A 23,260-nucleotide genomic window follows, 5' to 3' on the forward strand; every position below is an offset into this window, starting at 1 on the left:
GCGAGATTTAAGATTGGACGCCGCGTGTCTCTGGATGCGCGGCGTTTTTGTTGGAGATGGCTTCTCCGCACGCACCGGCATCTTCCGGTGCATTCCCACTAGCCGTCGAAAAAATATCTCGCGCTAAAAACCAGTTGGTGGTAATAATTCCTACCAATACCCATGGAGAAATGACATGGCCAACGTTGAAAAGATCAGCGTTTCGATGACGCCCCAGCACGCCGAGATTTTGCGTGACGCCGTGGAAAGCGGTGCTTATGCCAGCAGCAGCGAAGTCATCCGTGAGGCGATGCGAGACTGGTCGGCAAAATGGGTTCAGCGACGCGACGACATCGCCAAGCTGCGCGCATTGTGGGCTGAGGGCAAAGCCAGTGGCGGTTCAACCGAAGTGGATTTCGACGAGGCGCTCAATGAAGCCCGTTCAGAACTGGCCTCGTTGAAAAATCGTGACCACTAAGCTTGTCTGGACGCCCCGCGCGCGTAGCGATGTGAAGAAAATCTATATCGATATCGGCAAATCACAGCCTCTTGCCGCAGAGCGATATTTCGCCCGGTTCCGCGCCAAAGTGGAGCGCTTGGTCAACCATCCTCACCTTGGCGAACGCCATCCGGAAATTTTTCCGTCCGCCCGTATGCTCGTTGAAGCACCTTATGTCATTCTCTACGAAACCGTGCCGGATACCGATGACGGCGAAATATATTCCGTGGAAATCGTCCGCGTGATCGATGGTCGCCGGGACATGCGAACGTTGTTCTGACTTTGGAAGAGATGGCTGGGGCGCCAGGATTCGAACCTGGGAATGCCGGTACCAAAAACCGGTGCCTTACCGCTTGGCGACGCCCCAACAGGGCAGCGAAGGCGAAACGCCGCTGCCTGAACCGCGCCTGATTAGCAAAGCCTGCCCGGCCCGGCAATGACCCGGCGACTTATTTTTTCACAAAATTCAAGCTTTTTGGATGCCGTGGCGAAGTTCGCATGTTAGGGCTTGGCGATGGCGCGGCTGAAGCTGCGGCTCAAGCTGGCATGGCATTTTTCAGGAGGTCTCGATGGCGGACCCGGCATTCGATCTCGATTTCCAGCCGGCCTATGGCGAGGCGGTTCCCGTCGCTCCGCTGATCCAGCGCATCACCGTCAACAATCCCTCCGCCTTCACCTTCCATGGCACCAACTCCTATATCGTCGGAGACCGTTCCGTCGCCGTCATCGATCCCGGTCCGGAGGATGAGGCGCATTTTCAGGCGCTGATGGCGGCGCTGAAGGGCCGCGAGGTCACCCATATCTTCGTCAGCCATACCCATCGCGATCACTCGCCGCTTGCCAGCCGGCTGAAGGAGGCGACCGGGGCGATAACGGTGGCCGAAGGTCCACACCGTGCCGCGCGCCCGCTGCACACGGGCGAGACAAACCCCTTTGCCGAAAGTTCCGATACAGCTTTTCTACCCGATATCGCGCTTGGCGACGGCCAAAGCCTTTCCGGCGACGGGTGGCGGCTTACCGCGCTGCATACGCCGGGACACACGGCCAACCACGCCGCCTTCGCGCTCGATGGCAGCGGCATCGTCTTTTCCGCCGATCACGTCATGGCCTGGGCGACCACCATCGTCGCGCCACCGGATGGGGCGATGAGCGATTACATGGCCTCGCTGGAACGGCTGCTCACCCGCGACGACCGGCTGTTCCTGCCCGGCCATGGCGGCCCGGTCACCGATCCCGCCGCCTTCATGCGGGGCTTGCGTGCCCACCGCCGCATGCGCGAAAAGGCGGTTCTGAAGCGTATCCGTGAAGGCGACCGGCTGATCGCCGATATGGTGAAGGTGATCTATGCCAGCACCGACAAGCGCCTGCATGGCGCGGCCGCACTTTCCGTGCTCGCGCATATCGAAGACCTGATCGAAAAGGGCGAGGTGCAGACGGACGGCGCGCCTTCGCTTTTGGGTGAGTATTTTCCGGCGTAAAGAAACGACAGGCACGCAACAAGTCTTCGAGCCTGTGAGGCCCAAATATGCAGCCTCTCACCCGCGACGTCATCCTCGGGCTTGTCCCGAGGATCCAATCACGTCTCATTCAATCGCGGCGTAGCAGATGCTCGGGACAAGCCCGAGCATGACGGGAAAGAGGTTTCGGGGCGACTTCGTCAGTCTTCACCCTCCAAAGGCCCTCAATTGTCGTTCAACCCCTGCATCTCCGCATCCAGCGCATCGAGATAGGCCTCCGCAATCGCTGCACCCATACCGAGATCGTGCGGGCCGTAGCGGGAGGCGACGCGGACATCGACGATGGTGGTTTCCGCCTCTTCCTTAAGTCGGATGAGGATATCGAAACGCAGGCCCCAGATGCGCGTGCGCGTTTCGCCCTGCATCAGCACCACACCGCTACCGTTAAAGAAAGTGGGCAACGGCGCGTCCGTCGGGCGGGCCATGGGCACCGGCACGATGGAGGGCAGATCCTCGACCGGCCCCTCTTCCGCAGGCTGCGTCCTGTCCTGCTCCGGAACGCCGGCGGAGGGCGCATCTTCCGCCCCGATCACCCCCTTCGTGTGGACGATGCGGATATTCTGGGCGGCGGCCATTTTTTTGGCGGCGGCATAGATGCGGTCGATTGCGCCTTCATAACGGCGGCCGGCGAGGCTGGCATAAGCCTCCATCTGCGCATCGCGGTCGGTCTTGGTGATAGTCGCAGGCCGCACCAGCCATTGCTGGTTGGCCACGGGCGTCACCAGCCATTCCGGCACGTCGGTCAGATCGGTGGAGATATCGTAAATCTTCGGCTGCTGCCAATAAAGAAAAGCGCCGTAACCGACCACGCCGAGCGGCAGGGCCGAGAGGAGCAGCGCCGCAAGCGCCGAAAGGCCGCCGCGCGCGCCCCTGGTCCACAGCCGCTCAAGCCCGATCAACGCCAGAAGCACGGCCGCGAGAGCGATGCCGGCAGCGATGATGAGCAGACCGACTAGATCGGGCATCGTCAGCGGCCCGAAACGGTGGATGCCGGCGGCGATGAGAAACAGCACAAGCGCCGCAAGACCGAGATAGCGGGAAAGATAGGCTGCAACCGAAAAAGGCCGGACGAAACGCACAGTCATGAAAGCGGATATCCGTTAGATCGCATTGGCTAAAAAGCGTTGCACCCGAATTCTGGCAGGGAATCACCTGCATATGATGTCATAGACCGGATTTGCGGCGAGGAAAACAAAGGAGGAGGCGATCCGTCCGCTAAAGCGCGCGAACGTCTCCGTCATGCCGGTCCCCGGAACAAGCCCAAGGATGATCCCGGCATCCAGCCATGCTGCGCCGTGAGGAATGAGTCTTTTGCGATCAAGGACTTGATCGCGCTGGACCACGGATCAGGTCCGGGGTGACGGAATATCAGGCTATGACACTGCCAAACTATAGGTTTTAGGACTCTGACGTCGAAGGCGACGAAGGAGCGGAATATTTTTCCGCATTGCCTCGCCTAAAGAGAATTATTCCCCGGCAACGCAACAAATACGCACGTTCATCCCTTAATTGCTGAGGAAATCGGCGTATTCTCGGCGACCTCCCTCGAGAATGCGTGTAAAAAGTGCAACATTCTCGTTTTCTTGCACAATAAAGAGACATGTCATGTCACAGGCAACGACGTCCGCCCGCCCCTCCGGGCCTAAACCCTTTTATCGCAATTTCGGCTTTCAGGTTCTGATCGCCATGGTCATCGGCCTGCTGCTCGGGCTCGTTGCGCGCAACATCGGTCCCGATGCCGCCGGCAGCCCGAACTGGCTTTCGGTGACGCTGCAAACCATCGGCAGCATTTTCGTGCAGCTTTTGCGCGCGCTGGTTCCGCCGCTGATCTTCACGGCCATCGTCGCCTCCATCGCCAATCTCAAGAACTTGAGCAATGCGGCGAAGCTCGTCTGGCAGACGCTTCTGTGGTTCGCCATCACCGCGCTGATCGCCGTCGTCATTGGCATCGTGCTCGGCCTCGTTATCCAGCCGGGCGTCAATACGGCCATTGCCAATACGGCAGCAGCGGCGCCCTCCTCCACCGGCTCCTGGCTCGACTTCCTGAAGGGCCTCGTCCCGGCCAACGTCTTCGGCCTCGAAGCCTCGACCAAAATCACCAACGGCGCCGGCAGCACCTCGTTGAATTTCAATGTGCTGCAGCTGCTCGTGGTGTCGATTGCCTTTGGTGTGGCCGCATTGAAAGCAGGCAAGGCGGCGGAGCCGTTCCTCGCCTTCAACCAGTCGCTGCTCGCCATCGTGCGGAAAATCCTGTGGTGGGTCATTCGCCTCACCCCCATCGGCACCATCGGCCTGCTTGGCCGCGCTGTCGATCAATATGGCTGGACAACGCTGTCGCAGCTCGGCTGGTATGCGGCGGCCGTTTATATCGGTCTCGCACTGGTGCTCTTCGTGGTCTATCCGGCGCTGTTGATCGCCCATGGCCTGAAGCCGTCGCGCTTCTTTGCGGGCGCATGGCCGGCCATCCAGCTCGCCTTCGTGTCGCGTTCCTCCATCGGCACGCTTCCCGTCACCGAAACCGTGACGGAAAAGAGCCTCGGCGTGCCGCGCGAATATGCCGCCTTCTCCGTGCCGCTCGGCGCCACCACCAAGATGGACGGCTGCGCCGCCATCTATCCGGCGATTTCGGCGATCTTCATCGCGCAGTTCTTCCAGGTGCCGCTCGGCATTCAGGAATATGTGCTGATCGTCTTCGTCTCCGTGCTCGGTTCCGCCGCAACGGCAGGCCTCACGGGCGCCGTGGTGATGCTGACGCTGACGCTCTCCACGCTCGGCCTGCCGCTGGAAGGTGTGGGCCTGCTGCTCGCCATCGACCCGATCCTCGACATGGGCCGCACGGCGGTCAACGTCGCCGGCCAGGCGCTGGTGCCCACCATCGTCGCCAAGCGCGAGGGCATTCTCGATGAGGCCGTCTATAACAACGCCAAGGATATCGACGCACTCGACGACCGGGAAGCAGCGCCGGCCTGACAGCGATAATCATGGGGTGTTTCCGGTGAAAAAGGAAACGCCCCATGCGGACCATTTCCGTTGCTCCCTGATAGTTTGGGGTTGACGGTGATAATTTCATCGATAGCGATAGCGGCACGGACAAGAGCGCAACTTTGAGCGGAAACTGTGCATGGCGAAACGTAACTGGATCTATGTCGGCCTGCTCGCTTTCATCTCGCTTGGGCTTCTGATCGACGCGGCCGTCTGGCCTGCCGGGCCTCCAACCTCCTTTACCGCAAACGATCTGGTGCAGATGATCGGCATCATCACGCTATTTGCCTGGTGGCAGATAGAGGATGCCGAAAAGCGGAACCTCCGGCGCAGCTCCGCCGCCAAAATCACCACCGTTCTGCTCGCACCCATCGGGCTTGCGATTTACCTCTATCAAACCCGCCGGTGGACGCGCGCCACGCTCGGCCTCCTCGCATTTATCGGCGGCATCGTCGTCATCGCCATCCTCACGGTTCTCCTCGGCGACTGGCTCATTCAACAGGGTTTGTTCCCGCCGTCTTTTCTGCGTGATTCCTGAGCAAGGGGAGTATGTCGGATTTTGCGACGCTACTCCGCCTGACAACGCTATCGCCGCCGCCTGCCAAGCCATTCTCCATGACGGATTGATGCAACTTTCCGCCCCAACGCGGCTTTTCCCCACATGAAAACAGGCGTATCAATCGCGGCAATAAAAGTGCCGTACGGCTGTCATGTTAAGGGAGAAACAAAATGCGCGTTTCCATCGTCTTCGGTGCGCTTGCCGCCATGCTGGCGCTCACCGCCTGCCAGACGCTGACGCCGGAAGAGCGTCGCGCGCGGGATGAGGCGACATGCCGGGGTTATGGTTTCCGCCCCGGCACGGACCCGATGGCCGGTTGCCTTCTCGATCTGGAAATGGACCGCCGCGCCGACAACCGCGCCTGGCAGGCGCAGATGAACCGCGACATGTTCTACCGCCCCGTGGTGGTGGAGCGGCGCATCATCGTCCAACAGAACCCCTGACAGGAATGAAGGCGACATTGCTCGCCACCCTGCCCTCATCCCTCTTCGCCGCCAGCGTTGCCTGCGCTGCAGCCAGGCGGGCGATGGGCACGCGGAAGGGCGAGCAGGACACGTAGTCGAGATCGGCATCCTCACAGAAATGGATCGAGGCCGGGTCGCCGCCATGTTCGCCGCAGATGCCGAGCTTCAGTTCCGGCCGCGTCTGGCGGCCGCGTTCTGCGGCGATGCGGATCAATTCTCCCACACCGTCGAAATCGAGCGAGATGAACGGGTCACGCTCGATGATGCCCTTGCGCTGATAGGTGTTGATGAAACGCGCCGCATCGTCACGGGAAATACCGAAGGTAGTCTGCGTCAAATCGTTGGTGCCGAAGGAGAAAAATTCCGCCGCTTCCGCAATCACATGGGCGCGCAGTGCCGCGCGCGGCAGCTCGATCATGGTGCCGGTGAGATATTCGATCTCCATGCCGGTCTCCTGCGCCACCGCAGCTGCGACGCCGTCGATGACTTCGGTGACGTAATCCAGTTCCGAGCGCAGACCGACCAGCGGCACCATGATCTCGGGCACGACCGGCGCGCCGGTGATGCGCGCTGCCGCAACGGCGGCTTCAAAAATCGCGCGGGCCTGCATTTCGGCTATTTCCGGATAGGAAATGGCGAGACGGCAGCCGCGATGGCCGAGCATGGGGTTGAACTCGTGCAGCGCATCCAGCCGCTGGCGGAACACCGTCTGCGGCATGCCCATGGCGGCCGCCACCTCGACGATTTCGCCATCGGTCTTCGGCAGGAATTCGTGCAGCGGTGGATCGAGCAGGCGGATCGTCACCGGCAGGCCGTGCATGATCTGGAAGAGTTCGGTGAAATCCGAGCGCTGCATCGGCAGAAGCTCATCGAGCGCCGCCCGCCTGCCCTTTTCGCTTTCGGCGAGAATCATCTCACGCATCACATGGATGCGGTCGCCCTCGAAGAACATATGTTCGGTGCGGCAGAGGCCGATGCCTTCCGCGCCGAAGGCGCGCGCGGCACGGGCGTCGGCCGGCGTGTCGGCATTGGTGCGCACGGTCATGCGGCGCAGGCTGTCGGCCCACTCCATCAGCTTGCCGAAATCGCCCGAGAGTTCCGGCTGCGTCATCGGCACCTCGCCCTTCAGCACCCGGCCGGAAGAGCCGTCGATGGTGATGACATCGCCGCGCTTCAACATGCAGCCGACGCCGATCAGCACCTTGTTGCGCATATCGACGCGCATGGAGCCGGCGCCGGTGACGCAGGGAATGCCCATGCCGCGCGCCACCACGGCGGCGTGGCTGGTCATGCCGCCGCGCGTCGTCAGAATGCCTTCGGCGGCATGCATGCCATGAATATCTTCCGGGCTGGTTTCGATGCGCACCAGAATGACGCGGCGGCCTTCGGCTTCCGCCGCAACCGCCTCTTCGGCGGTAAAGACGATTTCGCCCGTCGCCGCCCCCGGCGAAGCCGGCAGGCCGGAGCCGATGATGGGGCGCGATGTGCCGGGATCGATGGTGGGGTGAAGCAGCTGATCGAGCGACGAGGGCTCGATGCGGCAGACGGCTTCCTCCTGCGAGATCAGCCCCTCTTCCACCATATCGACGGCGATCTTCATGGCCGCGCGGGTGGTGCGCTTGCCGGAACGAGTCTGCAGCATCCAGAGCTTGCCGCGCTCGATGGTGAATTCCAGATCCTGCATGTCGCGATAGTGGTTTTCCAGCCGCTTGCAGATCGCCAAGAATTCACTGAACGCCTCCGGCATCAGCTTTTCCATCGAAGGCTTGTCGGAGCCGGAGGCAAGACGCGCGGCCTCGGTGATGGATTGCGGCGTGCGGATGCCCGCCACCACATCTTCGCCCTGAGCGTTGACGAGGAATTCGCCGTAAAGCTCCGCCTCGCCCGTCGAGGGGTTGCGGGTAAAGGCGACGCCGGTTGCCGAGGACGAGCCGAGATTGCCGAAGACCATGGCCTGAACGTTGACCGCCGTGCCCCAGTCACCCGGAATATTGTGCAGGTGCCGGTAGGTCACGGCGCGGTGGTTGGTCCAGCTGGCGAAGACCGCGCCGATCGCACCCCAGAGCTGGACATGACAGTCCTGCGGGAAAGCTTCGTCCAGCTCATCCTCGATCAGCTTTTTATAGAGCGAAACGACATGCTGCCATTCGACTGCCGACATGTCGGTGTCGTATTCGTGGCCGAGGCGGCCCTTCTCGTCCTCGAGAATTTCCTCGAACAGCTCATGATCGAGGCCCATGACCACATCGGCATACATCTGGATGAAGCGACGGTAGCTGTCCCAGGCAAAACGGGCGTCGCCCGCATCATGGCCCAGCGCCTCGACGGTGCGGTCGTTGAGACCCAAGTTCAGCACGGTATCCATCATGCCGGGCATGGAGGCGCGCGCGCCGGAGCGGACGGAGATGAGCAGCGGCGAGTGGCTGCCGCCGAAGGTCTTGCCGGTCACGGTTTCCATGCCGTGCAGGCCGGCCATGACCTGCAGCTTCAGCTCTTCGGGAAGATCGCGACCGTTCTTGTGATAAAGGGCGCAGGCGTCGGTTATGATGGTGAGGCCGGGGGGAACGGGAAGGCCGAGACTTGCCATTTCGGCAAGGTTCGCGCCCTTGCCGCCCAATATCGCAACGTCACCTGCCCTGCCTTCGGCAGCACCGTTGCCGAAGGTATAAACCCATTTTTTCATTCCACGCTCTCCACCCAGAAGCGTTGTCATTTTTCTATCATCTACAGCATTGGCGGCACGTTGGAAACGCCGCAACGTGCAGTTTACATCGCAGTGCAGCATAATTGCGGCAAATTGCGCGCAAGAATTGCCGCAAAGGCCGAATAACGCCATGATTGACGCATTCGTGTAGTGCGCTGAACTGGAGTGTTGCCTAAGCCATTCAAATCGCCGACAAAGAGATTATTCATGCAATTTACCCGCCGCCATACGCTTAAATTTGCCGGAATTTCCTGTGCCGCCAGCGCGCTTGCCGGGGCGCTCAGAGCCGAAGGCGCAGTGCCCGTCGCAGGCGCCGCCTCCACCCTTCCCTTCGCGCTGACGACGCCGATGCATATCGGCCAGGCCGCGCTGCGCGTGCGCGATCTCGACCAGATGATCGAGTATTACCGTTCAGTGCTGGGCATGAACGAGGTGGAGCGCACGGCCAGAGGCGTAACGCTCGGCGTCGGCACCGTGCCGCTGCTCGATCTGGTGCACAAGCCGGCGGCGGATTTCGAAAGTCCCACCTCCGCCGGCCTGTTCCACATCGCCTATCTGATGCCTTCCCGCAAGGATCTGGCGCGCTGGCTGGTGCATGCGGCGCTGAAGCAGGTGCCGCTTTCCGGTTTTGCCGATCACAATGTCAGCGAGGCGATCTATCTCAATGATCCCGAGGGCAACGGCATCGAGGTTTACAGCGACCGGCCGAAGGACACATGGGTGTGGAGCGGCCGCGTGGTGAAAATGGGCACCGAACCGCTCGATGTCGACGATCTGGTGAAGCTGACCGATACCAAAAGAAGCGATTATGAGGCTGCCCCACCGGGAATGCGCATCGGGCATGTTCACCTGCGGGTCGGCGAAATCGCCGCCGCCCGCGCCTTTTACGAAACGGCCATCGGCCTGCAACCGACGCAGGACGCGCGCTCCGATGCCTCGTTTCTTTCTTCCGGCGGGTATCATCATCACCTGGCGGTGAATACATGGAACAGCCGTGGCGCGAAGGAACGCAACGCCATGGAAACCGGCCTCGACTGGTTTTCCCTCACCATTCGCAACCCCGATGATCTCGAGGCCCAGAAGACGCGGCTCAGGGCCGCCGGTTATGTGCTGGTGGAGATGGAGAATAACGTCGTGGAAGCGATAGACCCCTGGGGCACGCGGCTGCGGCTGGTGCCGGGGTGAGTGATGGTAGGCCTCCATGCATCATGGGCCGAGAAACTCGCACACTGCGCGATTGGCAGTTGCAGCATGCCAGTGTTTACAGGGATTTGCTGCGTCGCCTCCCTCCGTCATTCCGGCGTTGAGCCGGAATCCAGTCGACGCGGCTCTCGCGCGACGGGAAGAGTCTTTTCAGCCCAAGGACTTGGGCTGGCTGGATACCGGCTCAAGGCCGGTATGACGGAGGAGGTTTGCGCCCCGGAACCGATTACCAGCCATACGCCCACCTCACCCTATGAACCCGCAAAAAGAAAGCCTTGCGAGGCCACGGCAGCGGCCTCGCAAGGCATTCCATCCGGTACAGGAAACCGGATGGTGGGGTCTGTGACGAGCCCTTTGGCCCTTGCGGAAAACATAGCAAAACACCGCGCATTGTCGCTCACCCGAATGGGTGATACGGCCAGATAAATTCGCGATGGTGGGCGAAGCGGAAAGAAGCCTCAGACGGCTTCGCGCAATTGCTCGGCGGTCTGCAAATCCACGGAGACGAGCTGCGAGACGCCCTGTTCGGCCATGGTGACACCGAAGAGGCGGTTCATGCGCGCCATGGTGATGGGATTGTGGGTGATGATGACGAAGCGGGTTTCGGTGGAGGCCACCATCTCGTCCATCAGGTTGCAGTAACGCTCGACATTATGGTCGTCCAGCGGCGCGTCCACTTCGTCCAGCACGCAGATGGGCGCGGGATTGGTGAGGAAGACCGCGAAGATCAGCGCCATGGCCGTCAGCGCCTGTTCGCCGCCGGAAAGCAGCGTCATGGTCTGCGGTTTCTTGCCCGGCGGGCGGGCGAGAATTTCCAGCCCCGCTTCCAGCGGGTCGTCGGATTCGATCAGCTGCAATTCGGCCGTGCCGCCGCCGAAGAGATGGGTGAACAGCCGCTGGAACTGCGAATTGACCACATCGAAAGCGGCGATCAGCCGTTCACGACCCTCGCGGTTGAGGTTCTGGATGCCGGCGCGCAGCTTGCGCACGGCGTCGATGATGTCGTCGCGTTCCTTGATCAGCGCCTCGAGCTTGGCGGAAAGCTCGGCCTGCTCTTCCTCGGCGCGCAGATTGACGGCACCGAGCCGCTCGCGCTCGATCTTCAGCCGGTCGAGATCGCGCTCGACGTCGCGAATGTCCGGCTTCGGCTGGTCCGGACCGAGGCCGGTCAGGCGGAACGCCATATGCGGCTCGGTATTCAGCGTTTCGCGGATCCGATGTTCGGTTTCCTGGCGCTTTTCGCGGGCGGAGACCAGCCGTTCTTCGGCACGGCCGCGCTTTTCGCGGGCTTCGGCCAGTTCGGAAAGCGCCGTTGCCGCCACACGGTCGGCGGCGCGCTGCAGGTTTTCCGCCTCGGCCAGCCGGTCGGCGGCCTCGCGGCGGGCGTCTTCGGTCTTCTGCAATTCGTTGAGGAGGTTGCGGCGTTTCTCGTCGAACTCCTCCGGCGCTATGTCCAGCTCGGCGATTTCCTCGCGCGCCTCTTCCTCGCGTTCACGCAATGTCGCGATGTGATCGGCCGCACTTGCCGCGCGCGACTGCCAGGTGGAGCGCTCCTGCCCTATCGCCTGAATTCTGCGCTGACGGCTTTCCGCCTCGCGGCTCACACCCTCATGGCGGGCGCGGGCCTCCGCCAGAAGGCCGCGGTCGGTCGCGACTTCGAGCTGGCTTTCGCGCAGCCGCAGATCGAGCACGGAAAGATCGGGGGCGTCTTCCATTTCGATGCGGGCGTTTTCCTCCTGAACGGCAATCTCATCGATCTGCGCACCGATCTGGTTCAGTGCTTCGGACACGATATCGCGACGGCGCAGCAGATCGCCCGAGGCCCGTTCGGCGGCGGTCAGCGCCTCGCGCGCCTCGGCAAGATGGCGGGTCGCAAGACGGCTTCTGTCGCGCACGTCCGAGAGCCGCAATTCGCTGCTGCGGATATCTTCGGTTTTCGCGGCAAGCTGGTCTTCGGCCTCGTCCAGAATGGAGCGGGCCTCATCCAGTTCTGTCTCGATTTCAGCAAGGCGGTTCTTCTGCGACAGGCGAAGCGCTGCGGCGCCCGGCGCATCGGCGCTGGCGATGTGACCGTCCCAGCGCAACAGCGCGCCTTCGCGCGTCACCAGCCGCTGGCCGGCCTTCAAATGCGGCAGCAGGCGCAGGGCTTCCGCAGTGTTGGCGACGACACCGATCTGCGCCAAAGCGCGGCGCAGGGCTTCCGGCGCCTGCGCATAATCCAGAAGCGGCGTCGCACCCTGCGGCAGCGCGGGATCATCCGCGCCATCGCCATTGCCGGCCCAATAGGCGGGCGCGGCGGGATCGAGCGGGCTTTCGAGATCGTCGCCGAGGGCGGCACCCAATGCCGCCTCGAAACCGCGCTCCACCGTCATTTCTTCCGCCACCGGCGTAAAGCTGCCATTGGCGGCGGCGCTGGAGGCAAGGATTTTGGTGATGGTGCGTGCTTCCGTGTCCAGCGCGTTCAGCCGGTTCCGCGCCGTTTCCAGCGGCGCGCGCGCCAGCGCTTCGGCGGAACGCGCCTCGGCAACGGCGGCTTCGGCTTCTTCCACCACGATCAGGGCATCCTCGACCGCGATCTCCGCCGCCTCGACGGCTTCGCGCCGTTCGGACGGATCGGGAAGGCCGGAGAGTTTTTCGTCGATGGCATCGATCTCGGCGGATGCCTCCTGCGATTGCCGCTCCAGCCTCAGCTTGCGGTCGGAAAGATCGCGGATCGCCCGCTCCAGTTGCTGGCGGGCGGCGGCAGCTTCGGCCCGTTCGGCGGTAATCGCGGTGAAGATGGCTTCGCTTTCCGCCAGCTTGACAGCGGCAGCTTCGAAGGCCTCGCGCATCTCTTCCGCATGGCGGCCGGAATCGGAGAGGATTTCCAGAAGTTCGGCCTCTTCCTCATCGAGCCGTGCGAGTATCTGGGCATTATCGGAGACCAGCCGTTCCTCGCGGATAATATCCTCGCCAAGCTGCGACAGGCGACGGGCCAGCTCATCGCGGCGGCGCAGCAGGCGGTTGGCCTCGTCATCCAGCTGGGTGCGGGCGATCTGCAGTCGTTGCAGGGCGGCGGCGACACGGGCCTCGTCCTCGCGCAGTTCCGGCAGTTTGAGGCTGGCGATGCCCTGCTGCTTGGCCGCCTCCATCTGCGCCTGCGCCTTCTCGGCGACGATATTCGTGGCCTGATTGAGAGCGCTTTCCGCCTCGCCTTCGGCTTCCTTCGCCTCTACCCAGCGGATGTGCAACAGGGTCGCCTCGCGGGCGCGGATATCGGCGGACAGCATCTTGAAACGGTTGGCCTGCCGCGCCTGGCGTTTCAGGCTTTCGATCTGGCTTTCCAGCTGGGCGGTGACGTCTTCCAGCCGCTCCAGATTGGTCTCGGCGGCGCGCAGGCGAAGCTCCGCCTCATGGCGGCGGGAATGCAGGCCGGAAATGCCGGCCGCCTCTTCCAGCAGCTGGCGGCGGGCCTGCGGCTTGGCGTTGATGAGCTCGCCGATACGCCCCTGCCCCACCATGGAGGGCGAGCGCGCGCCGGTGGAGGCGTCGGCAAACAGAAGCTGCACATCCTTGGCGCGGGCTTCCTTGCCGTTGATGCGGTAGACCGAACCGTTTTCGCGCTCGATGCGGCGTGTGACCTGAATTTCATCGGCATCGTTGAAGGCGGCGGGCGCGGTGCGGTCGGAATTGTCGAGATAGAGGCCGACTTCGGCGGTGTTGCGGGCCGGGCGATTGCCGGAACCGGAGAAGATGACGTCATCCATGCCGGAGGCGCGCATGTTCTTGTAGGAATTCTCGCCCATCACCCAGCGCAGCGCTTCGACCAGATTGGACTTGCCGCAGCCATTCGGCCCGACGACACCGGTCAGCCCCGGCTCGATGATGAATTCGGAAGGCTCGACGAAAGACTTGAAACCGACGAGGCGGAGCTTGTTGAACTTCATGCCGTCACGCCCCGGCAAGAAGACGGGCAATAAAAAACGGGCGTGCGGAAATATCCGCCGCCCGTTTCTTTCAGGGTCCGGCGATCAGAGCAGCTTGTCGATGACAGCCGACATGGTTTCAACCGACATGTCTCCTGCGTATTTCTTGCCGTTGATGATGAAAGTCGGCGTGGAGTTGACGCCGAATTCCGTCGCACCGCGTTGCATCGTTGCGTTCACATCATCCAGAAGTTTCTGGTTCGTCAAGCAGGCCTCGAAAGACTCCTGTGAGAAACCGGCCATTTTCGACATTTGCAGCAGGGCGGCGCGCGCATCCTGCGCGACAGCCCAGCTCTGCTGCTGCTTGAACAGCATGGAAACGAAGGGGAAATACTGACCTTCCGGCGCGCAGCGCGCCAGCATGAAGGCGGCAGCGGCGCGTGGATCGAACGGGAATTCGCGCAGCACGAAATAGACCTTGCCGGTATCGATGTACTTCTTCTTGATCTCTTCGAAGGTCTTGTTGTGGAAGTTGGCGCAGTGCGGGCAGGTCATCGACATATATTCGACGATCTTGACGGGTGCGTTGGCATCGCCGAGCGCGGCTTCCGGCAGCGGGCCGGGCTTCATCACCGCAGCCATATCCACATCGCCGGTGGATTCAGGCAATTCCTGCGCCTGGGCGATACCGGGCGTGAAGGCAAACGGCAGGGCCGTGGCAAGGGCGGCAAGAGCAACGCCGCCGAGGAGGCTGCGACGGGAAATGGTCAGTTCGGGAAAATGCATGAAAGCACCTGTTGGTAATAGACTCTATTGTCCGTTGATTCCGATATAGCGACGGCCTGTTCATCACAAGCGGGGTTTTGAACTCTTCTTGTCAAAGAATTGTGACCAGTCAAGGACAGCCCGTGCACATCAAATCGTCCTGCCGCGCGGCTTTTTCTGCAATACCGCCGTGCCCAGCCTCTCCACCGCCTTGCGCAGCGCCTCGCTCTCGATGCCGTCCATCATGTCATCGAGACGTTTTGCCGCATCGCCGCGCAGGGGCTGCGGTTTGCGCCGGCGGTTGACGGTTTGGGACACCGGTTTCTGCACGATCCTGATCTGGCGCACCGCCGGAAAGCCGAAAAAGCCGTTGATGCGAGCAATCAGTTCGCCCTGCGCATGGGTGAGAAACAGCGCGCGCGCGCCTTCGCAGGCAATCGTCAGCACGCCCGGCTGATAACCGCCGCGATCCGGCCCCTCGTCGCGGCGCGGCCAGGTGATCTTTTCCGGCCGGGTGCAATCGGCAAAGTCCTCGCCGGCGATCTCGTCCCAGGAGCCGAGCAGCGCCGTGTTGATGCCCGCCCGTTTCGACAGCACGGGGTCCATGATGCCATTGGCGACTTCGGCGATCTGCACGACGCCTTTGCGGAATGAATCTGCGGGTTTCTTCATGCTCTCCTCGACAGAGGCCAAGCGGCCTCAAGCGGTGGCGCCATCGTCATCTTCTTCGCCGCCCAACAATGCGCGGAATCGTCGCCAGTCCCGGCAGGCACCCAAGCGTATCATTCCCGCCACCAAACATCCAAAGAGGAAATAGGCCCCAGCCAAAAACTTCAGATGCGATATTCCCGGCTTATCCGACATAACGGCAATCACCAACATGCAGGTGAGCACGATGGAGAGGTATATCCACAGGCCATGGCAAAAAATCGCCCAGAAACCGGATTCGATAATTCGAAAGCGGCGCGAGGGCTTGCCTCTCATCTTCTCCAGTTCACGGACTTCGCCGATCAGGCGGGAAACCACAAAGGCCACGCAGTTGTGCCGCCCGAAACACAGCCGGCCAATATGGTTCAACAGGCTTCCAATCAGGCACAGGGCCAACAGAACCTCGATAACATAAAGCAGCGGTTGGGGTATATTATCCAGCAGCGCATTCAGCATGGGGCTCTTCCTCCAAAATCGGATCATGGGTTTCGATGTCGGCATTCGTTGCCGGATGCGGTTTTCCACGCCGCCGCCGCAGGCTGCTGTTGCAGATTGCCGTGCCGTGTCTATGTTCAGCGGCGATGAACACACATACGCGGCAACACATATCACATCCGACAGCGGAACAACTTCTCGCATGGTACGACCGGCACCATCGCGAACTGCCATGGCGCACGTCGCCGGCCATGGCGGCACGGGGAAAACGCGCCGATCCCTATCACGTCTGGCTGTCGGAGGTGATGCTGCAGCAGACGACGGTGCAGGCGGTGAAACCCTATTTCCTGAAGTTTCTCGCGGCATGGCCAAGCGTCAGCGATCTGGCCGCGGCTCCGGTCGAGGATGTCATGGCGGCCTGGGCGGGGCTTGGTTATTATGCCCGCGCCCGCAACCTTAAAAAATGCGCGGAAGCCGTGGCGCGCGAGCATGGCGGCATCTTTCCGGACAGCGAAGACGGCCTGAAGCAACTGCCCGGCATCGGCGACTACACCGCCGCCGCCGTCGCGGCCATCGCCTTTAACCGGCAGGCGGCGGTGATGGACGGCAATGTGGAGCGCGTCATCTCCCGCCTCTTCGCCATCGATGCGCCCCTGCCCGGCTCAAAGCCTGCCATGAAAGCGAAGGTGGCCGAGCTTACCCCTTCCGATCGGCCCGGCGATTTCGCCCAGGCGATGATGGACCTGGGTGCTACGATCTGTACGCCGAAACGACCGGCCTGCGCGCTCTGTCCCTTCAACGGCCACTGTCTTGCGCTTGCCCATGACGAGCCGGAGCGTTTTCCGGTCAAGGCGGCGAAGAAGGCAAAGCCGGTGCGGCTCGGGGCCGCCTTCGTGGCGGTGAATGCGAGCGGCGAAATCCTGCTCCGCCGGCGCATCGAAAGCGGGCTTCTCGGCGGCATGACCGAGGTGCCGACAACGGCATGGACCGCCCGCATGGACGGCGGCACGGAGGCGAGCCATGCGCCCTTTGCCGCCGGCTGGCAGGCGGCGGGCGTCATTACGCATGTCTTCACCCATTTCGAACTCAGGCTCACCGTCTATCGCGCGCAGGTGCCGGATGGACTGCACACCGGGCCGGATGACGGATGGTGGGAGCCGGTTACAAATCTTGACGCGCAGGCGCTGCCAACGGTGATGAAAAAAGTCATCGCCCAAGCTATTCCATCCGCGTATCGGTCCGAAAATCGAAATTGATTTTCGACAGGAACGATGCGCAACTCAAAGATTTAGAGCGTCTTTCGGACGCTCTAACGTCCGATGAAAGCAGGAAATTTCGATGACCAAGATTGAGCATATCGTATTCGACATCGGCAAGGTGCTGATCCATTACGATCCGCATATTCCCTATAGCCGCCTCATTCCCGATGCCGATGAGCGCCAATGGTTCTTCGAAAACGTCTGCACCCATGACTGGAACCTCGAACAGGATCGCGGACGCCGCTGGGAGGATGCCGAAGCGCTGCTGGTGGAGCAGTTTCCGGAGCGGGAAGAGCACATCCGTTCCTTCCGCAAGTTCTGGCACGAGATGGTCTCGCATTCCTATGACGACAGCGTCGCGATCATGGTCGGGCTGATCGACAGCGGCCACGACGTGACGATGCTGACCAACTTCGCCTCCGACACGTTTCGCGAGGCGCAGAAAATGTTTCCCTTCCTCACTTTGCCGCGCGGCGTCACCGTTTCCGGCGATGTGAAGCTGTTAAAGCCCGATGTGGCGATCTACGATCTGCACGCCAGGGAATTCGGCCTCAATCCGGCCGCCAGCCTCTTCATCGACGATACGCTCGTGAATGTCGAAGGTGCGAAAGCGGCGGGCTGGCAGGCCGTGCACTTCACCGGCGCGGAAAAGCTGCGGCAGGATTTGCGGGCTTATGGGGTGGAAGCGTAAGCTGGCTGCCGGGCAAAACGGTGACGTGGACGCCCGGCTACGACTCGTTGACCCAGTCTTCATGTGCGTGGCGGATGCGGACGATCAGGACGTCATCGTCCGTTCCCACGGCATAAACAACCAGATGCGCCCTGAACCGATGGATACGCAACGGCGGTAACAACTCATGCCGCTCTCGTGCCATTCGTGGGTTGAGAGATATCAGCTCAAATATCTCATAGAGTTCCCGGTGATATTTTTGCGCCTGCGCCAGCCCGAATAAGACTATGCCTTCTTCGACTATGCGAATGACGTCCTCTTCCGCAAGCAGAGACAGGCGAAAGCCCATGATCAACCGATTTTGCGTTTCATGGAGCGGGCTTCAGCCTCGGCGAACAGGGCCTCCTGAGAGCGATGCCCGACGCCACTCTGAAATCCCTCATCCACAAAACGCTGCATCGCCGCGATTTTTTCGCCTCGTTCCTGGTCCTTCCGGATCAGGTCTCGCACGTAGTCACTCGCATTGGAGTAACGGCCCGTCCTGGATTGGGCCTCGACCCATTCTTTCATGGGTGCAGGCAGCGATATGTTCATGGTCGCCATATCCATCTCCTTTGATGGAAGAGTGCAGAATTTGGCAAAGTTTGTCAAAACAGATCGGGAAAAGAAATTGGCGCAGGCGGAAATGGCGGTCTCCGGCCTGCGCCAGTCCTGCCGCAAGCGGCATCGGACGCAATGTTTTTGTGATTTTTCCGAACCGGATTTTCACAACCACTGCTCTGATTTGAGACAGTATTGCCGATCTCTTGCGCGAAACTTGTCTTGCTAAAATATGATACTCGAAAATACCAACGCCCGACACCGAAGTGCCGGGCGTTGGTCGTTCTCCATCCGGGACTGAAGGTACTAAACCGGACGGAGACATAGGCTGACAAGGGCGGGCGGTGGATCGTTGCGTTTAAGCCTTTTGGGCTTTGACTATTCGGCCTTTGCCAGTTCACTGCGGATGATCGCTCTCAGATCGTCGATCGGCTTCAGCGCGTCGCCGTCTTCGAAATGCCAGAACGTCCATCCGTTGCATGCGTCGAGACCCTGCACCTTCGCGCCGAGGCGGTGAATGGAGCCGGCGGTCCCGCCGGATGCGACCGTACCATCGGCACGAATAATGGCGCTATAACGGCGTCGTGCATCCGTCAGCACCTGGCCGGGGCGGACAAGGCCGCTTTCCAGCAGGGTATTGAAGGCAACGCGCGGTTCGGCCTTCTTGCCGGTCATGACGGTCAGTTCCGCCTTGCCGAGCGGCTCGACGGCGGCGATGCGGGCGGATGCCGCGTCGATGTAATCCTGTTCGCGCTCGATGCCGACGAAGTGACGGCCGAGACGTTTTGCGACCGCACCCGTGGTGCCGGAGCCGAAGAACGGGTCGAGCACGATATCGCCCGGCTTGGTGGAGGCCATGATGATGCGCGCCAGCAGCGCTTCCGGCTTCTGGGTGGGATGCACCTTCTTGCCGTCGTCGCCCTTCAGCCGCTCATGGCCGCTGCAGATCGGGAACAGCCAGTCGGAGCGCATCTGCACATCGTCGTTGGAGGCCTTCAGCGCATCGTAGTTGAAGGTATAGTTCTTGGCTTTCGGATCGCGGCTGGCCCAGATCATCGTCTCATGGGCGTTCTGGAACCGGCGGCCCTTGAAATTGGGCATGGGGTTGGTCTTGCGCCAGACGATATCGTTCAGGATCCAGAAATCGAGGTTCTGGAGCATGGAGCCGACGCGGAAGATATTGTGGTAGGAGCCGATGACCCAGATTGTGCCGTTCGGTTTCAGCACACGGCGGCAGGCGAGCAGCCAGGCGCGGGTGAAGGCGTCATAGGCCTCGAAGGAGGCGAACTGGTCCCACTCGTCATCGACGGCATCGACCAGCGACTGATCGGGACGGTGAAGCGTACCGCCAAGCTGAAGGTTATAGGGCGGATCGGCGAAAATCGCATCGACCGACTGGCTCGGGAGGGCATCCAAGGCAGCGACACAATCACCTTTGATGATGCTGTCTTTCCAGGCGTCGCTCTCGCCCGCACGATCAAAACCGGCACGCCGAAAATCGGCCAGCGGAAAAACTGCTGCCATTGGTACTCGCTCCATACGCTTACTCTCTACTGATGCTTATGGTTACCGAAGATGGTTATCAAAGCCTGAACAAGTCACGGAAAATGCGAAATAAATGGCTGTCGCGGCACGCAGGCGCGATTTGCGGCGGCCGGCGGGGGAACTCGAAGTCGGGCAAAAACGTTGTGCACAACGGGTTCTCCTGTCCCCGCATATCGGCGCGGCGGGAAGAGCCATGATGGCAGGGGGTAATCCGCAATGGGGTCCGTGATGAAAATGGCTTCTTTTTCCATGAATGTCGTCTGCGCCGCAGTTTTCGCAACGGCGCTGCCGGCGCCATCGCAGGCGCAGCAACCGGCCCCGCAATATAACGTCGTCACCGATGCGGTCCTGTTCGATGGCGGCCCCTCGCTCGGCAACAGCGACAGGGTGCGGTGGGATTTTTACAAGGCGGACCGTTCCGGCGGGCGTACCGACGACAATGCCGGCGGCTCCTATGACGCCACCTTCGAGGCGAAGCTGCCGGCGGGCAAATATGTCGGGGTGGCGGCGCTGGGCAATGTGACCCGCGAAGTATCGTTCGAGGTGAAGGACGGAAGCGTCGCGAGGCCGAAGGTGAATTTTGATGCTGCGGAATTGACCGTCGTGCCGAAACGCAGCGCCGGCGGCGATGTGGAAACGCAGGCGAAGACGGAAATCACCAAGGGCGATTTCAAGGACAGCGTTTATGGCCAGAATACCGTCTTCGTGCCGGCGGGAGAGGTCGTCCTCACCGGCCGCATCGGCCCGGCGCGGGCTGAGGAGAAGCTTGCCATCAAGGCAGGCGAGAAGATCAGCCACGAGCTGGTCATTCCAAGCGGCGTGGTAGTCGCCAAGGCCGTTTATGCCGAAGGCGGCAGGGCGGTGGAAACGGACGATATCCGCTTCGAAGCGATGTCGGCCAAGGAATCGCTGGATGGCACGCGTGAGACCATCAACGGCATTTACGGTACCGGCAAGATCATGGAAATGCCCGCTGGCGATTTCGTCATGCGCGCACGTCTCGGCAAGGTGACGGTGGAACAGCCATTCACCGTGACTGCCGGAAAACGAACCGAAATCACCCTCGATCTCGATGCGGGCGTTCTCGCCATCAACGCGCCCGGTGCGGAACGGATCGACATCGTTGAAACCACCAGGGACCTTCAGGGCACGCAGAAAGAGATTTCCGGCCGTTACGGCACGCAGCATCAGGAAACCCTGCATCCCGGCGAGTATTCGGTGAAGGTGAGCTACGACAAGAAATCCGGCCGCGAGCCGAAGGAAATCAAGGCGACGGTCAAGGCCGCCGAGAGAACCGAGACGGATGTGCCGGAGTAGGCCTCGGCCGCCGCCCGGCCGGAGGCTCCGGACGTTCGCCGACTTTCACACCTGCGAAGCCTGACGCCGCGATACGGTCGCACAGCCTTATCCACTGACAGCCTCGACAGGCCGGCCTGATCTCGCCTGCGGCGAAAGCCAGACGCATCTTCGCAAGAAAGTCGGGCGTCGCCTGCAGCTTCTTGCCGACGGTCAGTGTCTCGCCCAAAAGCGCAGAAACCGAAAGGCGGGCCGTCTCATCCCGCTGCACCACGCCTTCGTTGAAACAGTGGGCATGGCTTTCACACAACAGGCCCTCGCAAATATCGTCCGGACCATCCACCAGCTCGATATCCTCCTCGCCGGCATTCAGGCGGGCGGCGACACGGTCGTAATTTTCGACGAAGCCGGACGTATATCCCTTGCCCACATAGGTGAGCATACAGAGAAGATGGTGGGGCCGGAGGCGGACGGTCACGGGCCCGCCCTATCCGACAATGGCGAAGGCGTCGCGCACCGAGCCGGACGAGGTGCGGATCGCCTTGCGGCCGATCCATTGCACATGTCCGTCGAGGATACGCACCGCCTCTTCGGCGCGGCCGCCGCGCAGCGCATCGATGATCGCGCGGTGATCGGTATCGGTGCGGCGCTCCCAGCCGGCGCGCCAGGCGGAAAACAGGAAGCGGGCGCTCGCCGCATGCAACCCGTCGATTGCCTCCATCAGGCGCGGCATGTTGCAGGGCGCGGTGATGAGACGATGGAAGCGGCGGTTGGCCTCTTCCCAATGCTGCACATCGACGGCGCTGTCGCCCTCGAGCGTCGCCGCCTCCGCCTGGTCGAGAATGGCGGGCGTCATGTTGGGAATGGCGTGGCGCAGCGCCAGAACTTCAAGGGCGGCGCGCATTTCCGCCACCTCGCGCACATCATCAAGGCCGAAATCCGCCACCCGGACACCCCGGCGCGGAATGCTGGCGGCAAGCCCCTGCGCTTCCAGCCGGCGGAATGCCTCGCGCACCGGCACATGCGACGCGCCGAATTCGGCGGCGATGTGATCCTGCCGCAACCTTTCGCCCGGCGACAGCTCACCGCGAACGATGCGGTCGGCGAGCGTGCGGCTGATGCGCGCGGCAATGGTGTCTTCGGGCGTATTTTTCACTGTCTTGGGCATAACATCCCATAACGCATATGGCGCGGCCGTGTGTAGCGGTTTTTGCGCGAAAGAGGGACGCCAAACCAAATATTCGAGGCGGCACAGTCGCTTACACGGGCTGACCGAGCTATGAGCCTGATGGGACCGACCTTTGCGGGTGAGCCGGTTGAGCTTAGCGCGGACATGGTCTAAAAGCCCGGCATCGTTTTCTTCCAGCCAAATCCGATACAGGGAGCGCCCATGAGCGGCTTCGACCTCATTATTTTCGACTGTGACGGCGTTCTGGTCGATTCCGAAATCATCGCGGCGCAGGTGGAATCCCGCCTACTGACCGAAGCCGGATATCCGATCTCCGTCGAGGAAATGGGCGAACGTTTCGCCGGCATGACCTGGAAGAACATTCTTCTGCAGGTGGAAAGCGAAGCCAGCATTCCGCTCTCCGCCTCGCTGCTCGACAAATCGGAAAAGCTGCTCGACATGCGGCTGGAACGCGACGTGAAGATCATCGAGGGCGTCAAATTCGCGCTGTCGCGCCTGACCACGCCGCGGTGCATCTGCTCGAACTCATCGAGCCACCGCCTCGACATGATGCTGACGAAGGTGGGCCTGAAGCCCTATTTCGCGCCGCATGTCTATTCCGCCAAGGACCTTGGAGCCGACCGCGTGAAGCCGAAACCCGACATCTTCCTGCACGGCGCGGCGCAATTCGGCGTTTCCCCCGACCGCGTGGTCGTGGTCGAGGATTCCGTGCACGGCATCCATGGCGCAAGAGCCGCCGGCATGCGCGTCATCGGCTTCACCGGCGCATCCCACACCTATCCGAGCCACGCCGACCGGCTGACGGATGCGGGCGCCGAAACGGTGATTTCGCGCATGCAGGACCTGCCGGCCGTGATTGCGGCAATGGCGGAGTGGGAAGGCGCTTTTTAATCTCTGGCTTTGTCACAAACGCCACTTCGTCATGCTCGGGCCTGTCCCGAGCATCTGCAACGGTTTGATTTTACGATACGTGTTTGGATC

General features: G+C 61.7%; 22 protein-coding genes and 1 tRNA gene. 11 read left to right on the forward strand and 12 right to left on the reverse strand.

Going from position 1 to position 23,260, the window contains the following annotated elements:
• The first annotated feature begins 175 nt into the window (after nucleotides 1–175).
• Nucleotides 176–457: a type II toxin-antitoxin system ParD family antitoxin gene (locus tag ACIK7D_RS03880; RefSeq protein WP_400155673.1), complete on the forward strand. Its 282-nt coding sequence runs from the start codon at nucleotides 176–178 to the stop codon at nucleotides 455–457.
• Nucleotides 447–758, forward strand: a complete 312-nt coding sequence (locus ACIK7D_RS03885) for a type II toxin-antitoxin system RelE/ParE family toxin (RefSeq protein WP_400155674.1) — start codon at nucleotides 447–449, stop codon at nucleotides 756–758. Before ACIK7D_RS03880 ends, ACIK7D_RS03885 begins: the two co-directional genes overlap by 11 nt.
• Nucleotides 759–770: 12 nt before the next feature.
• Here the strand turns inward: ACIK7D_RS03885 and ACIK7D_RS03890 are convergent.
• Nucleotides 771–845 (reverse strand) — tRNA-Gln (locus ACIK7D_RS03890).
• Nucleotides 846–1,047: 202 nt separating this feature from the next.
• Here ACIK7D_RS03890 and ACIK7D_RS03895 point away from each other — a divergent pair.
• Nucleotides 1,048–1,956 carry an MBL fold metallo-hydrolase gene (locus ACIK7D_RS03895; protein WP_400155675.1) on the forward strand — a complete coding sequence of 303 codons (909 nt, stop codon included), beginning with the start codon at nucleotides 1,048–1,050 and terminating at the stop codon, nucleotides 1,954–1,956.
• A gap of 203 nt (nucleotides 1,957–2,159) precedes the next feature.
• Here ACIK7D_RS03895 and ACIK7D_RS03900 read toward each other — a convergent pair whose 3' ends face one another.
• A complete protein-coding gene (locus tag ACIK7D_RS03900; RefSeq protein WP_400155676.1) occupies nucleotides 2,160–3,080 on the reverse strand; it encodes a DUF1499 domain-containing protein in 921 nt (306 codons plus the stop codon).
• Between the two features lie 520 nt (nucleotides 3,081–3,600).
• Here ACIK7D_RS03900 and ACIK7D_RS03905 point away from each other — a divergent pair.
• The 3 genes from ACIK7D_RS03905 (at nucleotide 3,601) to ACIK7D_RS03915 (ending at nucleotide 5,979) form a co-directional block, all read left to right on the forward strand.
• Nucleotides 3,601–4,965: a dicarboxylate/amino acid:cation symporter gene (locus ACIK7D_RS03905; RefSeq protein ID WP_080817467.1), complete on the forward strand. Its 1,365-nt coding sequence runs from the start codon at nucleotides 3,601–3,603 to the stop codon at nucleotides 4,963–4,965.
• A 151-nt stretch (nucleotides 4,966–5,116) separates the two neighbouring features.
• Nucleotides 5,117–5,515 carry a hypothetical protein gene (locus ACIK7D_RS03910; RefSeq protein WP_080817468.1) on the forward strand — a complete coding sequence of 133 codons (399 nt, stop codon included), beginning with the start codon at nucleotides 5,117–5,119 and terminating at the stop codon, nucleotides 5,513–5,515.
• 191 nt (nucleotides 5,516–5,706) lie between these two features.
• Complete coding sequence (locus ACIK7D_RS03915; RefSeq protein ID WP_035260597.1) at nucleotides 5,707–5,979, forward strand: hypothetical protein; 273 nt, start codon at nucleotides 5,707–5,709, stop codon at nucleotides 5,977–5,979.
• Here ACIK7D_RS03915 and ppdK read toward each other — a convergent pair.
• Nucleotides 5,957–8,683 carry a pyruvate, phosphate dikinase gene (ppdK, locus tag ACIK7D_RS03920; protein WP_003520484.1) on the reverse strand — a complete coding sequence of 909 codons (2,727 nt, stop codon included), beginning with the start codon at nucleotides 8,681–8,683 and terminating at the stop codon, nucleotides 5,957–5,959. The two genes, ACIK7D_RS03915 and ppdK, sit on opposite strands and share 23 nt — an antisense overlap.
• 228 nt (nucleotides 8,684–8,911) lie before the next feature.
• On the opposite strand from ppdK, the gene ACIK7D_RS03925 reads away from it, so the two are divergent.
• Nucleotides 8,912–9,889, forward strand: a complete 978-nt coding sequence (locus ACIK7D_RS03925; protein ID WP_400155677.1) for a VOC family protein — start codon at nucleotides 8,912–8,914, stop codon at nucleotides 9,887–9,889.
• Between the two features lie 476 nt (nucleotides 9,890–10,365).
• Here the strand turns inward: ACIK7D_RS03925 and ACIK7D_RS03930 are convergent, their stop codons facing one another.
• From ACIK7D_RS03930 to ACIK7D_RS03945, 4 genes are all read right to left on the reverse strand, one after another.
• Nucleotides 10,366–13,833 carry a chromosome segregation SMC family protein gene (locus ACIK7D_RS03930; RefSeq protein WP_400155678.1) on the reverse strand — a complete coding sequence of 1,156 codons (3,468 nt, stop codon included), beginning with the start codon at nucleotides 13,831–13,833 and terminating at the stop codon, nucleotides 10,366–10,368.
• Nucleotides 13,834–13,917: 84 nt separating this feature from the next.
• The gene (locus ACIK7D_RS03935; RefSeq protein ID WP_080817471.1) at nucleotides 13,918–14,598 is read right to left on the reverse strand and encodes a DsbA family protein; all 681 of its coding nucleotides are present in this window, start codon (nucleotides 14,596–14,598) and stop codon (nucleotides 13,918–13,920) included.
• A gap of 129 nt (nucleotides 14,599–14,727) precedes the next feature.
• Complete coding sequence (locus tag ACIK7D_RS03940; protein WP_080817472.1) at nucleotides 14,728–15,249, reverse strand: DUF721 domain-containing protein; 522 nt, start codon at nucleotides 15,247–15,249, stop codon at nucleotides 14,728–14,730.
• 27 nt (nucleotides 15,250–15,276) lie between these two features.
• Nucleotides 15,277–15,741, reverse strand: coding sequence for a hypothetical protein (locus ACIK7D_RS03945; protein ID WP_080817473.1), 465 nt, complete (start codon nucleotides 15,739–15,741; stop codon nucleotides 15,277–15,279).
• 125 nt (nucleotides 15,742–15,866) lie between these two features.
• Here ACIK7D_RS03945 and mutY point away from each other — a divergent pair, with 125 nt between their 5' ends.
• Both mutY and ACIK7D_RS03955 read left to right on the forward strand, forming a co-directional pair.
• On the forward strand, nucleotides 15,867–16,976 hold the full coding sequence (gene mutY / locus ACIK7D_RS03950) for an A/G-specific adenine glycosylase (protein ID WP_400156009.1): 1,110 nt from the start codon (nucleotides 15,867–15,869) through the stop codon (nucleotides 16,974–16,976).
• Between the two features lie 82 nt (nucleotides 16,977–17,058).
• Nucleotides 17,059–17,670 (forward strand): HAD family hydrolase, encoded by a 612-nt coding sequence (locus ACIK7D_RS03955; protein WP_400155679.1) that lies wholly within the window; start codon nucleotides 17,059–17,061, stop codon nucleotides 17,668–17,670.
• Nucleotides 17,671–17,707: 37 nt separating this feature from the next.
• Here the strand turns inward: ACIK7D_RS03955 and ACIK7D_RS03960 are convergent, their stop codons facing one another.
• From ACIK7D_RS03960 to ACIK7D_RS03970, 3 genes are all read right to left on the reverse strand, one after another.
• Nucleotides 17,708–17,998: a type II toxin-antitoxin system RelE/ParE family toxin gene (locus ACIK7D_RS03960; protein WP_162936787.1), complete on the reverse strand. Its 291-nt coding sequence runs from the start codon at nucleotides 17,996–17,998 to the stop codon at nucleotides 17,708–17,710.
• A gap of 2 nt (nucleotides 17,999–18,000) precedes the next feature.
• A complete protein-coding gene (locus ACIK7D_RS03965; RefSeq protein WP_400155680.1) occupies nucleotides 18,001–18,252 on the reverse strand; it encodes a type II toxin-antitoxin system ParD family antitoxin in 252 nt (83 codons plus the stop codon).
• A gap of 375 nt (nucleotides 18,253–18,627) precedes the next feature.
• Nucleotides 18,628–19,773 carry a site-specific DNA-methyltransferase gene (locus ACIK7D_RS03970; protein WP_127756241.1) on the reverse strand — a complete coding sequence of 382 codons (1,146 nt, stop codon included), beginning with the start codon at nucleotides 19,771–19,773 and terminating at the stop codon, nucleotides 18,628–18,630.
• A gap of 237 nt (nucleotides 19,774–20,010) precedes the next feature.
• Between ACIK7D_RS03970 and ACIK7D_RS03975 the strand changes: the two genes are divergently transcribed.
• A complete protein-coding gene (locus ACIK7D_RS03975) occupies nucleotides 20,011–21,111 on the forward strand; it encodes a hypothetical protein (RefSeq protein ID WP_400155681.1) in 1,101 nt (366 codons plus the stop codon).
• Here the strand turns inward: ACIK7D_RS03975 and ACIK7D_RS03980 are convergent.
• A complete protein-coding gene (locus ACIK7D_RS03980; protein ID WP_400156010.1) occupies nucleotides 21,071–21,532 on the reverse strand; it encodes a DUF1284 domain-containing protein in 462 nt (153 codons plus the stop codon). The two genes, ACIK7D_RS03975 and ACIK7D_RS03980, sit on opposite strands and share 41 nt — an antisense overlap.
• Before the next feature lie 45 nt (nucleotides 21,533–21,577).
• Nucleotides 21,578–22,258 (reverse strand): GntR family transcriptional regulator, encoded by a 681-nt coding sequence (locus ACIK7D_RS03985; RefSeq protein WP_065654301.1) that lies wholly within the window; start codon nucleotides 22,256–22,258, stop codon nucleotides 21,578–21,580.
• A gap of 222 nt (nucleotides 22,259–22,480) precedes the next feature.
• Here ACIK7D_RS03985 and ACIK7D_RS03990 point away from each other — a divergent pair, with 222 nt between their 5' ends.
• Nucleotides 22,481–23,170: an HAD family hydrolase gene (locus tag ACIK7D_RS03990; RefSeq protein ID WP_137003006.1), complete on the forward strand. Its 690-nt coding sequence runs from the start codon at nucleotides 22,481–22,483 to the stop codon at nucleotides 23,168–23,170.
• Nucleotides 23,171–23,260: the final 90 nt, after the last annotated feature.

Source organism: Agrobacterium sp. P15N1-A, from assembly GCF_044626815.1.
GTDB lineage: Bacteria > Pseudomonadota > Alphaproteobacteria > Rhizobiales > Rhizobiaceae > Agrobacterium > Agrobacterium leguminum.